The sequence below is a fragment of the Anaerozeibacter quisquiliarum genome, from assembly GCF_051162045.1.
Taxonomy (GTDB): Bacteria; Bacillota; Clostridia; order Christensenellales; family Aristaeellaceae; genus Anaerozeibacter; species Anaerozeibacter quisquiliarum.
On record NZ_JBISDI010000018.1, the window covers coordinates 13,046 to 27,746 of the forward strand.

The following is a 14,701-nucleotide window of genomic DNA, read 5'->3' on the forward strand; positions in this document are numbered from 1 at the left end:
CGTTCAGCGCTCCTTGTACAATGTCTCCGCCTGCCTCAGGCATTCCTCCCGGATCGAGTCAAACTCGGGAATCACGCCGTACTGCATGATGTTTCGGGCGGAAGCGATGTTGGCCATGATACCCACCATCCTCGGGTCTTTCCCCTCGGCATAGGCGTATAACGCGCCGCCCGTGGAGCTGTTGCCGCAGCCCAAAGTGTCCCGAACCGGGCCGGGCACCGGCGGCAGATGGATGGCGTCGTTTGCGGTGACGACATACAGCCCGCGTTCGCCGACCCGGAAGAGCGTCATGTCGACCGGCAGGGTTTGTAGGCCCTTTATGCAGTCCTCGTCGCGCTCGCAGTCAAAGAGCTTGCGCGTCTCGTCCAGATTGATGCTGAAGATGTCGGCATACCGGCAGGTATCCGTCACCATATCGAGGTATTGCCTTTCCGCCCAGGTCCCCTCGATTTCCCACATGAGCTTGAAGCCGTCGCGCGCCTTGATCTCGCCCAGCTTCTTCCAGAAGACGCCGTCGCAGTTCTGGGCGATGTAGACCCCCTTGACCCCGCCGTCCTTCGTAAATTCGCCGATGTCCTCGGGCGTGGTCTTCATAAACCCCAGATCCTGCCAGGCGTCCAGGTTGTGCCGGTCAAATGTCTTGGGCCTCGGGACGCCATAGGCGTGCATAAAGCCGTACGTGTGATTCGATCGGTCGCAGACCACCTTAAACCCCTTCGATTCCACGCGGTTGCGCTCCATCCAGGGCTTGAACAGCGGCTCGTAATCCGCGCCGACGCGGCTCACCTGCATCACGCTGTCCGTCCAGATGCGGATACCGGTATAGGCAAAGGTCGCGGGACCGCCGATGAACTCCTCGCAGCCATAGCCGGCGTTCAGATAGTCCTTGCTGTCCAACATCACATTGCCGGCGCATATGTACTCATACTTCATAGCCGATACTACCTCGCCCGTCATAGGATCACGATGGGATTGTCCCCGAGCGTCATGCTGGGGAAGGAGCCGCCGCCCCGGAAGAAGGGCTCGCCGATGGTCGCTGCGCGATAGCTGGCCAGGATCGACGCCGGGATAAAGGCAAGCAGCGGCAGCAGGAAGCCGTACCCGGCGGGCGGAACCGGCATCGGGCAATGGGTGACCTTTTCGGTGATGCCGAGCTCGCCCGGCCCCTTGTCGCTGAAGAGGATCACGTCGCGTTTTCCGCGCCCTGCCTGGCTGTTGACGGTGTCGGCGATCCGATCCACATTCGCCTCATAAGAGGCGATGATCGCCATCTCGCCGATGTCCTCGCCGGGGTACATCAGGCTGTTTACATGGAAGTAATTCTCGCTGTCGATGACCGAGCACACATCGCCCGACAGCTCGGCAAACTTCGCCGCAATGAACTTGCCGCAGAAGAACATGGGGCCGTCCGCCGTGACCTCGAAGACCTTCTTTTGTTTCCAGGCGACGGCCGTTTTAAAGCAGATGTCGTCGATGGCCCCGATCTGTGCAAAGAATGCATCCTTGTAGGCGGCGACCTGCTCCTTCAGATCCTGGAGATGCGCCTTCCCGGTTCGGATCTCGGCCATGGCCGCCGCCATGACGTAGAGGGAGATCATGGAAACATAGTAGGTGCGCAGGCCCGAGACATTGTCCCCGGCGGGGGTATTGGTGTGATAGAGCAGCTTCGCCGTCTTGGCCGCCCGGGACTTGGCGGCATCCGTGAGCGCGATCGTAACGCAGCCGTGCCGGTTGCCGCGCTCGAGGATCTCGGCAATGCGGGCCGGGCTTCCGGAGACGCTCAGCGCCACGACGACGGTGTCCGGTTCGTTGTCCGCAAAATCCACGTAGCGTCCGGCCTCGATGCCGGTGGGCGTTTCGTATTCCACATCGGGCAGATACTTCGCAAACGCCGCTCTCGCCTCCGCCGCCGCAAGAAAGGAATCCCCGCATCCGGTGGCCACGATGCGCTTCACGCGCTTGACCGTCTCGTTCGGGAGAAGCCCGTGAAAAGAAGCGACCGACCGTTCGAACTGCACCATGCTCAGCGCTTCGACATCCAAACATTGCATGCGCAGGGTATTGTTAAAGTCATTCTTTTGCATTCGCTTTCCCTCCGTTACATGTTCCATTTCTGCGTTCTGAAGTCATAACGGCCGACGAAAAACAGCTTGCCGGCGACGGCCGCGACGTAGGCGCTCAGCATGGAGCCCGGGGCGAAATCGACCATCGGCATCAGCCAGGTCTCCGGCGCGGCGGGGATTGTACAAACGGCGGCTTCCGCGGGGAATTGGGACGCGTCGGCATCCGTCACGACCAACGTGGGCCTGCCCACGGCGACGGCGGATCGAATGCTGTAGACCATCCGGTCAAAGTCCGCGGCCCTGGAATTTACCATGAAGATGGTGCCGATGTTTTTCGGATCCCTCATGAAGTAGTTGATGTGACACCAATCCTCGGAATCGGCATGGGTGCAGTGTACGCCGGCGCATTCGATGAACTTTTCCTCCACAAATTGCGCGGAGAAGCCCTCGTCCCAGTCGCCCACCACTTCAAACTTTTCATAGTGCTTCCACGTCTTGGAAAGCTCGAACATCTGATCGTCGATGCGGTCGTAGTGCGCCATGAACGCCTTGGTGTGGGCCACGATGCCGCGCTTGACCTCCTCAAAGCGCGCGTCGGTGATGTGGCCCTGCATCAGGCCAATGTACGCGCCCAGGGCCGTGATGGCGATCATGCTGGCGAAGTAGGAACGCAGCCCCGGGGAGTTGCATCCGGGCGGCGTCTCCACGTGATACATGTACTTCGCAGCCTTCGCGCCCTTCGAATCCGGGTTGTTGGAAATCAGCATGGAACCCACATTCAACGCATTGCCCTTGGCGAGGATCTCCACGATCCGATCCGATCCGCCGCTGGCGCTGACTGCGATGACCAGCGTTTCTTCGTTCGTGCAATTCTTCAGGACCTCCCGCTCGTCATAGAACCGGCAGAAATCCATGGGATCGGGAACCGCCACCTGCCCAAGGCCGCTGTGCAGCCGGAACGCCGGCAGCATGGCTCCGGCGGCGGAGTAGGAGTCGCCGCAACCGGTGATAATTACGCGTTTGAGGTTTTTATATGCGCGCTCATCCAACAGCGCCGAGAGCTTCTTGCGGTCAAAGCACTTTTCGGTCTGCACCTCCGCCAGCCCGCGCAGATCCTCGATCTGCAACCCAATGGTGTTGTAGTAATCCGCCTTGTTCAAAGCATTCACCACTCCTTCAAAACATCACGCGGTAATTTGGAATCACCTGTCCCGGTCGCGGCCCTCCAGCTTGGCCAACTGCTGTGCCTTCTTCTTCAGGCGCCGCCCCTCCGCCCCGGAACGGTATCCGGAAATGATTAGATAGATGACCGTGGAAAGGAGGAACGGGATGCTCATGAGCAGGTAGGAATCGTTGATTACAGGCTGCAGGTAATTCGAAATGGCATAGGCCAGGCCAAACACGAAGCTCATGACCAGCGCGCCGAACGGCTGGGAATTGCCGATGGTATCGGCGGCCATGCCGATGAAACCGCGGCTGCCGGTTAAACCCTTGGAGAAGAAGTTCTGATAGCCCATGGACAGATACATGCCGCCAAATGCGCCGACCGCGGCGGCGATCAGGAACGCGATGGTGTATATCTTCTTTGTGTTGATGCCTACGGATTCGGCGGCCTGGGGGTTCTGCCCGATCGCCCGCATCCTGAGGCCCAGCTTGGTGCGGAACAGCAGGAACCATACGGCGACCGTCATCAAGATAGCCAGGTAGGTAAACACATTGTGGCCGGACAGAATACTCCCCAGTATGGGAATATCCTTGATGAGCGGTATGTCGATGTTCCCCAGCGCCAGACCGTTGATCGCGCCCGCGGTATTGGCCTTCGTGCCCGTCAACACCCACATGACGAACACCACGCCGCCGCCCAGGGCCATGTTCATGGAGATGGACATCAGGTAGAGGTCGACCTTCATTACAAAGGCCGCGAAACAGAGGATTAAGGTGATAAGCATGGACATGAGCATGCCGCAGAGGATGCCGATCCACACATTCTGGAACATCGCGCTGAAAATGACGCCGGACAGCGACGCCACCAGCATCATGCTTTCACCGGCCATGTTCAAAAGACCGGCCTGCGCGGAAATGGTGGAGCAGATGGCCACAAAGATGATCGGCGTCGAAATGCGAATCACCGAGTATAGGAAGTTGGAAATATACTCTAACACTTGCTCACACCTCCTTAGCGTTGCTCAAGCGATACCCGAATGATCGCCTTCTGACGGCTCTTGCCCAGGAACTCCTCGGCCGCGACGAAGAAGATGATGACCGCCTGCAGCATTGTGACGAGCTCGATCGGGATGCTGGTGTTGGTGTTCAGCACCGAAGCCGCCGTGCGTATGTACGCCAGCACAAAGGCCGTCAGCGGAACAAATATCGGATGCTTTTTCGCCATGACCGCGATGATAAGGCCGTCCATGCCGATGTTGGTCAAAACCGCGGGCAGCTGGTACTGGTCGTACGCGCCAAAGTTCTCCACGGCGCTCGCAACCCCGGCGAATAGGCCGCCCAGTACCTGCCCCATGAAGGGCGTGACGTTGGTGTTGATGCCGGCGTACTTCGCGAAAGAGGGGTTTGAACCGGTGATGCGAATCTCCGCGCCCATCTTTGTACGATAGAAGATCAGACAGGCGATCGCCACGCCGATCAGCGCGACCCATATACCCTCGCTCAGGTTGGTATTGCCCCAGTATCGGCTAAAGCGCATGGCGTCGGGATACTTCGGCGTCACGATGTAGGAATTGCTGCGGTCGGCGATGGTGTTTCGGATCACCGCCAAGGTGATGTACATGCACACCGTATTCAAGATGACCGATGTGACCGTTTCGCTGGCCCCCAGCTTTTCGCGGCCAAAGGCCGGAATCATGGCCACCAGCCCTCCGGTAATCGCGCAGCTCGCCACGATGATGAGCTGGTTGACGATCTTCGGCAGGCCGGGCATGACGTTCAGCCCGAAGCCGGTGCCGAACATGACCAACAGGATCGGCAGGGGGGCGATGTTGATGATGCCTTCGCCGATCATGCTGAAACGCCCGCTGGCGTAGACAAAGCACATGCCGCAGCCGGTCAGCATGTAGGGCGCCATGCGGGAAAGCACCTGGGCGAAGCGGCGCCTGCTGGTAAACGGACCGATGGCGAAATTGTACAGCGCGTCCTGCCATCCCTCCACGCCGGTCAGCATCACGATGATTACCAGGCACAGCGTGTACGCGATGACGATGCCCAGCACGACGCGCAAGGCCTCATACATATAGTCGATTCTCTGAACCTTTTTCAAAACAAGTCCCCCCTCTCCTCCGGAGACATCCGCTTGACGCCCAGCATGTACTCGCCCAGGGTGTTGCCGGAAACGCCCTTGACGTCCAAGAACTGCGCGACGATCTCCCCGTCCTTCATGACAAGCAGGCGGTCCGAAACCTCCATGATCTCAGAAAGGTCCGACGATATGAGCAAGACGGCGGCATTGTCCTCTCGGGTGCACTTGACCAGCAGCCGGCGAATCAGGTCGGAGGTGCCGACGTCGATGCCGCGGGTGGGCTGGTTGGCGATGATGAAGTTGGCGTCGCCGGAAAACTCGCGGGCCACGATCACCTTCTGAATGTTGCCGCCGGACAGGAACTTCACATTTTCATTGCCGCCCGTGCAGGCAATCTCGAATTTTTCGATGCACCCGTTGACAAACTCGTCCAGCTTCTTCATGCTCAGCAACTGGCCCTTATTGAACCGGCCGCTGGCCAGGTAGGTGGCGAGGATGTTGTCGCGGATGGACAGCGTGCTTGCCATGCCAAACTTCATGCGGTCCTCGGAGATGTGCGCAAGCCCCAGTTTCCGGATCTCGGCGATGCTCTTCTCGCCCGTTTCCTCGCCGTTGAGCGTAACCTGGCCGGAGGTGCGCTTGAGCAGCCCGGAGAGGATCTCGGACAGTTCGGTTTGACCGTTGCCCTCCACGCCCGCGATGCCCACGACCTCGCCGGCGCGCACGCCGAAGGACAGGTCGTTGAGGACGCGCTTGCCGAAATCGTCCAGGTAATTCAGCCCTTCCACATGCAGGACGGTCCTCCCCGGCTGCGCCCCTTCCTTGTCGATGGTCAGGTCGACCTCCCGCTCTACCATCATCTTGGATAGCTTCGCCGGGTCGAGCTCCTCGATGTCGGCGTTGCCGGTCAATTTGCCGTGGCGCAGCACGGTCACGCGGTCGCACAGCTCCATGACCTCGTCCAGCTTGTGCGAAATGAAGATGATGCCGTAGCCCATGTCCCGAAGATGCTTGAGCTGCGCAAACAGCTCTCGGGTCTCCTGAGGGGTGAGCACGGCGGTGGGTTCGTCCAGAATCAGCACCTTGACCCCGCGGGCCAAGGCCTTCAGCAGTTCCACCTTCTGCTTCTGGCCAACCGTGAGGTCGCGGATCAGCATATCGGAATTGACCCCGAGGCCGTACTTGTCGCTGACCTCCTGGGTCATTCGGATGGCCGCCTTGCCGTCGAAAATGAAGCCGGGGCCCGGTTCCATGCCGAGCACCACATTTTCCGCAACCGTCAGATTGGGCACCTGCATGAAGTGCTGATGCACCATGCCAACACCCTTGGCGATGGCGTCCAGCGGACCCGCGATGTGAACTTCCTCGCCGTCGATGTAGATCTTCCCTGCCTGGCAGTTTTCCAAGCCGAAGAGGATCTTCATCAGCGTCGTCTTGCCGGCGCCGTTCTCGCCGATCAGGGCGTGAATCTCATTCGCATTTACTGAAAGGGTCACATCGCTGTTGGCCCTGAAGCCGTTGGGGTATATCTTGGTGATCCCTTCCATTCTCAGAAGTTCTCTCGCCATGCTCTCACGTTCCTTCTTTGAATGCTCTCTTAAATGAAGGGAGGGGCGAGGGAAGGTCCTTCCCTCGCCCCTCCGGAACGTCCTTATTTTGCAAACTCGGCGTCGGGATTGTCGCGGTAGGCGGCAAAGGCTTCGTAGCTGTCGAAATCATAGTAGGAAGGAACCACGATCTCGCCGGTGCCAATCTTCTCGATGATCTCCTTCAACTTGGCCTGCACATCGGCCGGGACATTGTTCAGGAAGTTTTCGTTCTCCAGGTAGCCGACGCCGTTTTTGCAGACGCCCCATACCTGGTTGCCAGGGGCGATGGAATGGTCGCCCTTCACGCTGTCGATGATCGCCATCGCAGAGGACGCGATGTTCTTGGTGATCGAGGTCAGGATGTTCTGGTAGCCGACGGCCGAGGAAGCGTCCTTGTCGGCCAGGCCCTTGAAGTAGGACCACTGGTCGTAGTCACAGCCCATGATGAAGTAGCCGTTCGCGATACCGCCGTGCTCCTCCGCGGCCTGAGCGCCGGCCAGCATCATCTGCGCGGTGATCGGCCACACGGCGTCGCAGCCGTTGTCGTACATGACGTTCATCGCTTCGTAGACGGCGGACATGCTGGTCTCGGCCATGTAGGAGTGCATCCAGGAGATGTCCAGACCCATCTCCTTCTTCGCATACTTCACGCCGGCCAGCCAGCCGGTGCTGAAGTCGTTTAGAATGGGGCTGTCGGCCGAGATGCAGCCGATCTTGCCCTTCTTGGTCATGAGCGCCTGCAAAATGGCCGCCATGAAAGAGGACTCGTTCTGCGCGAAGGTAATGCCGTAGGCATTGGGCTGGTTGAACGTGACGCCCTTGCCGACATCATAATGGATAAAGGTCGTATCGGGATACTGCGCGGCGGCCTCGTCGATGATGTTCTCAATGTACCAAGTGGGGCCGAAAAAATAATCGTAATGCGTGGTCTCCAGTGCATCCCAGAAGCAGTTGACGGCCAAGGCGGGGTCGTATGCGCCGTACTCGACGAGGGTGTACTCCATGTTGTACTTCTCGGCGATCTCCTGAACGGCACGGTGACCCATGTCGGACAGACCAAAGTCGCCGATGAAGGCGGTGAAGAACAGAATCTTCTCCTTCTTGCCTTCGGCGGCGGCTCCGGCGGCACCGGACACAGCGAGTGCGAAACTCATTACGAGAACCAGGAACAACGCGACAACCTTTTTCATTCTTCTGCCTCCCCATGAATGTTTGTCTATATCCGCGCCTACGTCGCGCAAATACCTTGTGCGCAAGGGACATCATTTCGCAAATTTTAGATCACTGCGAACATCCCCGCCCGCATCATTGTTATAAATACAACTTCTACCATCTGCATAAAATTAATCCATTTATTGCAGCAAGTTTTGGATAATTGTTGTTCAATCGTGTCGCTTTATGATGCAATCGCATATTTCTCCGTTTGAAACGTCTTGTCAATAGCCATTCCCAAAAGCAATCGAAATGGGACGATATGTTTTTTGCGCATGTTCGTATGGATAACAGTGGCGAATTTCTTGTTCGTATTGTTGTATCGATTTCAACAAACGATAGAACTCGGCAATATTTGGTATTGTCACGCCCGCAAGGATGGTATATGATGTACATTGTCAGGATTCCATTCGTTTGTCGTGACTTCTCGCCATACCACAGCACAAAGGAGATGATGTTTTTGAGCAATGCCTATCGTCTTGATCAAATCTATACCATCTTGCTGCGAAAGGGCAGCGCCACCATCGAAGAGCTCTCCCAGAGCTTCCATGTCACGCCGACCACCATCCGCAGGGATCTGTTGGTGCTGGAGGAAAGGAACCTAATCTACCGCTCCAGAGGTTCGGCTCACGTCAAGGACAGCGAAGAAACTGTCGCCGGCATCTTTGATGAGGAGCAGAAGCGCATCGCGGCGACGGCGGCCAAATTTGTCGCAAGCGGTACCACCCTGTCGCTGGATTCCGGCCGCACGGTAAATGCCATCATCAGCCATCTGCTGAACGACGACCGGATCACCGATCTGGACATCGTGACCCACTCCATGTCATCCGCCTTGTACGCCGCCCAAAAATACAATGTATCGATTCCGGGTGGCGCATTGTTCAAGAAGATGGATACGATTCTGGGCCTGGAGGTCGAAGAGTTCTATCGGAAGATCAATGTGGACATCGCCTTTCTCGGCAGCACGGGTGTCCACAACTGCGCGGGGCTTACGCTGTCCTATCCCATCCAGCTGACGGTCAAGAAGGCCTCCGCCGAATGCGCGGACAAGCGCATTGCGGTCTTGGATTCATCCAAATTTATCCGCCGGGGCATCTACGTGTTTTGCGATTGGCATGACATTGATACCCTGGTCACGACCAAGACCGATGAGAACGAGGCGCAACTGGACCGCATCGCAAAACAGGGGGTCAGCATTGTCCTGGCGTAATGCCAATCCACATTACCGCTCGCACGATTGACAGGTTCCGGTGACTGGGCTATATTGGAACCGGGGTATATCATCATTCAGAAATGAGATCTGTCATGAAAATCCTGGTCGATGCCGACGCCTGCCCGGTCAAACAGATCATCGTCCGGCTGGCAAGACAAGGAAGCGTTCCCGTCACCATGCTGATGGACACATCCCATGAACATAACGACGGGTACAGCCAAGTAATAACGGTAGACAAGCAGGCCGACAGCGTGGACTACGCTCTGATGGGCCTCCTGACCCGCGAGGATATCGTCGTGACGCAGGACTTTGGACTTGCCGCCATGGTGCTGGGCAAGGGCGCGAGGGCCGTCAACCAAAACGGGTTGGTCTTTACGAATGAGAACATTGATAAGCTGCTGTTGGAGCGGCACATCGGGCAAAAGGTGCGCAGGGGCGGCGGCAGAACCAAGGGCCCGCCAAAGCGCACGAAGGAAGATGATGCCCGGTTTGAGGCCGCATTTGTACGACTGTTATCCGGGCGGCGGATATGAATGCAGCGTTCCGGGGACGGCCCGTCGGGCTTACGGCGGGAGCAGGAACCGAATCCATGGAGGACATCCGGGAATTCTTTCGGGCGATGATCGGCGGTTTCGTAGATAGGGGACTGGAGGGCGGGCTGGACGGGCAGCCGCCTATTTCAAGTACCCGGAGAGATTCGCGGAATCATCCATACGGCCAACACCATTGAGGGCTTCAACCGCCAGCTCCGCAAAGTCGCCAAGGCCGATCTATCATTCAGTATGCCAACCCCGGCACCCTCTGCCAAGCGCAGCGTGGAAGACTCCGCCTACACCTGAAAGAAGACCATCCGCAAATGCCATAACATTATAATAATCCGAGCCGATAGAGGGCGGAATGGTAGCCAAACGGCTTGGTTTGTTGAGTTTTCCCGTATCAGTTGCACAATGCGCAACCGTGTTTCGGTTATGAGGTTGTAGGTGGCCGATGGCTTTGCTATACTTACCTCGTCTTAAGCAGATTAGGCAAGGGAGCGTAGCGACATGAAATTGACGGGCGGGCAGATCGTAGTCAAATACCTGGAAAAAGAGGGCGTGCCCTACGCGCTGGGCATTCCCGGTCACGGCGTGCTGGGCTTTTTCGATGCGCTGCGCGAAAGCGGCCGGTCGGGCGGCATCAAGTATTTGCAAGTCAAGCACGAGCAGACGGCGCTTCACATTGCAGACGGCTATTTTCGCATCAAGCAAGAGCCGCTGTGCGTGTTTACCTCGATCGGGCCGGGGGCGATGAACACGGCGATCGGGTTGGCGACAGCCTATGTCGATTCGAGCGCGATCTTCCAGGTGTCGGGCGACACGCATGTGCAGATGAAAGGCGTCGGCGTACTGCAGGAAATCGAGCGCTATCAGGACTCAAACTTCCTGCGCGCGCTCGAGCCGCTGTGCAAGCGCGCCTGGCGCGCCGAGTCGGTCGGGCAGCTGCCGCGCATCATGCAGCGCGCGTTCAACCAGATGCTCGGCGGGCGCAGGGGCCCGGTGGTGCTGGCGCTGCCGATGAACGTGCAGGCGGACGCGCTCGAAACCCAGTTGCCCGAGCCCGCAAAGCACCGCGCGTTGCGCGCGGGGGCAGGCGATGAAGGGCTGATTCGCCGCGCGGCGGAGTTGATGCGCGGCGCCAAGCGCCCGGTGATCCTGGCCGGCGGCGCGCTGTTCGGCGCGGAGGACCGGCTGGTCGAGCTGGCCGAACGGTGGGGCGCGGCGGTCATCACCACCATGGCGAGCAAGAGCGTGTTCCCCGAGGATCATCCGCTCAATGGGTTTCACACCGGCTCCAAGGGCACGCCGGTCGGGCTGCGGTTGACCCAGACCGCCGATGTGGTGCTGGCGCTGGGCACGCGCTTTGCCGACGAGACCACCTGCTCGTACCGCTACGGCGCGGGATTCAAATTCCCCGATACCCGCCTGATCCACGTGGACATCGAGCCGGGCGAGTTGGGGAAAAACTACCCATGCGACGTAGGGGTGCTGGGCGACGTCCAAACGGTGATGGGGCAGCTGCTGACCGCCTACGGCGACGCGGCGACCGGGCGCGAGGCCTATCACGCCGAGATGGCCGAGCTCAAGGCGCAATGGCGGCGCTCGCTCAAGGACAAACGCGCGGTACACCATGAGCAGATCACCATATCCCAGCTGATCGGAGAATTGAACGAGTGCCTGCCGGAGGGCGCGATCCTCGCGACCTCTTCGGGCAATACGCAGGCGCAGGCGTTTCAGGAGTTTGCGTTCAAAAAGGGGCAACGGCACCTGACGAGCGGCGGATTCTCGACGATGGGCTGGGCCATGCCGGCCGCGATCGGCGCGAAATTGGCCGCCCCCGACGCGCCCGTCATCGCGCTGATGGGCGACGGCGACTTCATGATGACCATGCAGGAGCTTACGTTCCTGAAACAATACGACGTGCCGGTGGTGGTGATCGTGGCCGACAACAGCGGCTGGATGGCCATTAAGGACTTGCAATCGGACGTGCTGGGCGTCGAGCACACCTTCGGCAACGACTTTGAGGCGGACGGCGCGCCCTACTCGCCCGACTTTGCCGAGATCGCCCGTTCGTTCGGCATCGCGTCGGAGCGCCTGTCACAGCCGGGCGAGCTTAAGGGCGCGCTGAAGCGGGCGCTCGAGGGCGGCAAGCCGACGCTGCTGCACGTGCGCGTGTGCCGCGAATACCCGCACTCCGGCGGCGAGGCATTCGGCTGGTGGGATGTGCCGGTACCGGCCTATATGGAACAGCGCCGCGCCGCATACCTCGAGGGGCTCGGCCAGGAAACGGTGTGACGGAGGAAGACGCTGTGGATAAGCTGAAGATTTGCATTGTGGGCTGCGGGCGCATTGCGACGCTCAACTGCTTGGGCTACAAGGATCATCCGCACGCCGAGGTGTACGCGGTGTGCGACGTGGACGAGGCGCGCGCGCAGGCGTTTGCGCTTGAGACCGGGGCGCGGGTGGTGTACACCGACTACGCGCAGGCGCTATGCGACCCGGCGATCGACGTGATCGATCTGCTGGTGCCCCACCACCTGCACTGCGAGATGACCGTGCAGGCCTGCCGGGCCGGCAAGCACGTGTCGGTGCAGAAGCCGATGGCGATGTCGCTTGAAGAATGCGACCGGATGATCGAGGCGGCCCGCCAGGCGGGGGTTCAGCTCAAGGTATACGAGAATTTCGTGTTCTACCCACCCTATGTGAAGGCCAAGGAGCTGATCGATGAGGGCGCGATCGGGGAACCGCTGTCCATCCGGCTCAAGATGAACGCCGGCAGCGGCAAGCACGGCTGGCGCGTCGACCCCGCGAGCTGGACCTGGCGCATGCAGGAGGAACTGAGCGGCGGCGGGGAGTTGGTGTTTGACGACGGCAACCACAAGTTCTCGATCGCGCGCTACTTCATGGGCGAGCCCGAGCGCGTGTTCGCGTTCATCGGGCATACGCCGATGGAGGGGGAGATGTACGCCGACCGGCAGACGGGTAAGATGGTGCAGTTCTATCAGGACGCGCCTTCGGTCATCGTGTGGCGCTACAAAGACTCCGAGCGCTTCGGCGTGTTCGACATCACCTGGTCGAAGGACCTCGAGATCAATTCCGATTACTACGCATGTGACGAGCGGGTGGAGATCACCGGCACGAAGGGCGTTTTGTGGGTTACGCGCTGCACGGGCAAGATGCTGAACATCCCCACGCTGATGGTGTACCGCGACGGCGCGCTCAAAAGCTACCATAACCTGCGCGACGATTGGGCGGATTCGTTCGTCGATTCCACGCGCGACTTCGTGGACGCCATTTACGAGGGACGGCCGCCCGTGCTGACGGGCGAGGACGGGCGCGAGGTGCTGAAGTTCTCGCTGGCTGCGATTCGCTCGGGCCGCGAGATGAGGCCGGTGACGATCGATGAAATGGAGGCGTATCGCGCGTGAAGATCGCGGTGCTCAACGAGGTAAGCGCGTGCGCGCGCAATCGGGACATCCTTTTCGCGCTTGAGGCGCACGCGCAGATCACGGTGCTCAACCTGGGGATGGCGCACCCGGACGAGCAGCCCCAGCTGACCTATCTGCAAACCGGCATCATGGCCGGCGTGCTGCTGGGCGTGGGCGCGTGCGACCTGGTGGTCGGGGGCTGCGGTACCGGCCAGGGGTTTCTGAACGCGGCGCTTCAGTTTCCGGGCGTGTGCTGCGGGCTCGTCGAGACGCCGCTCGACGCGTGGCTGTTTACGCAGATCAACGGCGGCAACTGCATCTCGCTCGCGCTCAACAAGGGCTACGGCTGGGCGGGCGACATCAATTTAACGTATATCGTGCGTGAGCTGCTGGCCGACCCGCCAGGACGCGGTTATCCGCTCGAGCGGGCCCGGAGCCAGCGCGAGAGCCGGGACGCGCTTGGGGGCATCTCGCGTGCGGCGCACCGCGCGTTGCCGGACATCCTTTCCTCACTCGACCGCACTCTGCTCTCGCCCATCGCGCAGAGCGAGCGCTTCATGGCGCACCTTGAGGGCGACGAGCGCGCCCGCCGCCTTGCCGACATCATCAGGGGACGAAGGGTGGAGCTTACATGATTCAATCGCTGGACAGGGCGATCAGGATCCTGTCGCACATCGCCGAACGCAACAGCTTGGGCGTGACCGAGCTTTCGCAGATGCTGTCGGTCAACAAATCGACGGTGTCGCGGCTGCTGGACACGCTGCGCGCGCACGACATGGTGCAGATCGACAAGGGAACCGGCAAGTACCGGCTGGGGTTCAGGATCCTGCACTTGGGTGAGTCGCTCAAGAACAGCCTGAACGTCATCGCCATCGCGCGTCCCATCATCCTCGACCTCAGTTGCCGGTTGGGCGAGAGTGTTCACCTGTGCGCGTTCAACAACAACTGCGTGTACGTGGTCGATCAGGTGCGCTCAAGCCGCGCGTACAGCCTGTCCGCCACGGTGGGCATGATCGAGCCGTTCCATTGCTCCTCGGTCGGCAAGTGCATTCTGGCGTACCGTCGTCCGGAGACGCTGCGCGCCTTGCTCGCGGGCTATGAGTTTACACGCTACACCGAGCATACGATCACCGACGAGGACACGCTGATGAGCCACCTCGAACAGATCAGGCGGCAGGGCTATGCGATCGACGACGAGGAGATGTCGATCGGCGTGCGGTGCGTGGCGGTCCCGGTCTTCAACTATCGGAACTCCGTCTATTACAGCATCGGCATATCGGGGCCCAAGCACACCGTGCGCGCGTCCGATCTCGAGAAATCCATCCGGCTCATGATGGACGCGGCCAAGGAAGTCAGCGCGGGCATCGGCTGCCCGTCGGGCAGCACCGGCCTTACGGAAAGGGAGTAAAC

13 protein-coding genes are annotated in these 14,701 nt (G+C 59.8%); 6 read left to right on the plus strand and 7 right to left on the minus strand.

The window, feature by feature from the left end; all coding sequences use genetic code 11:
• Window positions 1–3: 3 nt before the first annotated feature.
• From ACH6CV_RS09385 to ACH6CV_RS09415, 7 genes are all read right to left on the minus strand, one after another.
• The gene (locus ACH6CV_RS09385) at window positions 4–933 is read right to left on the minus strand and encodes a PfkB family carbohydrate kinase (RefSeq protein ID WP_456357924.1); all 930 of its coding nucleotides are present in this window, start codon (window positions 931–933) and stop codon (window positions 4–6) included.
• Window positions 934–953: 20 nt separating this feature from the next.
• Window positions 954–2,084: an SIS domain-containing protein gene (locus ACH6CV_RS09390; RefSeq protein ID WP_456357925.1), complete on the minus strand. Its 1,131-nt coding sequence runs from the start codon at window positions 2,082–2,084 to the stop codon at window positions 954–956.
• Between the two features lie 14 nt (window positions 2,085–2,098).
• Complete coding sequence (locus ACH6CV_RS09395; protein ID WP_456357926.1) at window positions 2,099–3,223, minus strand: SIS domain-containing protein; 1,125 nt, start codon at window positions 3,221–3,223, stop codon at window positions 2,099–2,101.
• Between the two features lie 42 nt (window positions 3,224–3,265).
• The gene (locus ACH6CV_RS09400; protein ID WP_456357927.1) at window positions 3,266–4,225 is read right to left on the minus strand and encodes an ABC transporter permease; all 960 of its coding nucleotides are present in this window, start codon (window positions 4,223–4,225) and stop codon (window positions 3,266–3,268) included.
• A gap of 14 nt (window positions 4,226–4,239) precedes the next feature.
• Window positions 4,240–5,334, minus strand: a complete 1,095-nt coding sequence (locus ACH6CV_RS09405) for an ABC transporter permease (protein ID WP_456357928.1) — start codon at window positions 5,332–5,334, stop codon at window positions 4,240–4,242.
• Complete coding sequence (locus tag ACH6CV_RS09410) at window positions 5,331–6,881, minus strand: ABC transporter ATP-binding protein (RefSeq protein ID WP_456357929.1); 1,551 nt, start codon at window positions 6,879–6,881, stop codon at window positions 5,331–5,333. The genes ACH6CV_RS09405 and ACH6CV_RS09410 overlap by 4 nt, the downstream gene beginning before the upstream one ends.
• A gap of 83 nt (window positions 6,882–6,964) precedes the next feature.
• A complete protein-coding gene (locus ACH6CV_RS09415) occupies window positions 6,965–8,092 on the minus strand; it encodes a BMP family lipoprotein (RefSeq protein ID WP_456357930.1) in 1,128 nt (375 codons plus the stop codon).
• Between the two features lie 410 nt (window positions 8,093–8,502).
• Here ACH6CV_RS09415 and ACH6CV_RS09420 point away from each other — a divergent pair, with 410 nt between their 5' ends.
• From ACH6CV_RS09420 to ACH6CV_RS09445, 6 genes are all read left to right on the plus strand, one after another.
• A complete protein-coding gene (locus ACH6CV_RS09420; protein ID WP_456357931.1) occupies window positions 8,503–9,324 on the plus strand; it encodes a DeoR/GlpR family DNA-binding transcription regulator in 822 nt (273 codons plus the stop codon).
• 95 nt (window positions 9,325–9,419) lie between these two features.
• On the plus strand, window positions 9,420–9,860 hold the full coding sequence (locus tag ACH6CV_RS09425; RefSeq protein ID WP_456357932.1) for a YaiI/YqxD family protein: 441 nt from the start codon (window positions 9,420–9,422) through the stop codon (window positions 9,858–9,860).
• A 510-nt stretch (window positions 9,861–10,370) separates the two neighbouring features.
• Complete coding sequence (locus tag ACH6CV_RS09430; protein ID WP_456357933.1) at window positions 10,371–12,158, plus strand: thiamine pyrophosphate-binding protein; 1,788 nt, start codon at window positions 10,371–10,373, stop codon at window positions 12,156–12,158.
• Window positions 12,159–12,172: 14 nt separating this feature from the next.
• The gene (locus ACH6CV_RS09435; protein ID WP_456357934.1) at window positions 12,173–13,291 is read left to right on the plus strand and encodes a Gfo/Idh/MocA family protein; all 1,119 of its coding nucleotides are present in this window, start codon (window positions 12,173–12,175) and stop codon (window positions 13,289–13,291) included.
• Window positions 13,288–13,926: an RpiB/LacA/LacB family sugar-phosphate isomerase gene (locus tag ACH6CV_RS09440; RefSeq protein WP_456357935.1), complete on the plus strand. Its 639-nt coding sequence runs from the start codon at window positions 13,288–13,290 to the stop codon at window positions 13,924–13,926. Before ACH6CV_RS09435 ends, ACH6CV_RS09440 begins: the two co-directional genes overlap by 4 nt.
• A complete protein-coding gene (locus tag ACH6CV_RS09445) occupies window positions 13,923–14,699 on the plus strand; it encodes an IclR family transcriptional regulator (RefSeq protein ID WP_456357936.1) in 777 nt (258 codons plus the stop codon). The genes ACH6CV_RS09440 and ACH6CV_RS09445 overlap by 4 nt, the downstream gene beginning before the upstream one ends.
• The last annotated feature ends 2 nt before the right edge of the window (window positions 14,700–14,701 follow it).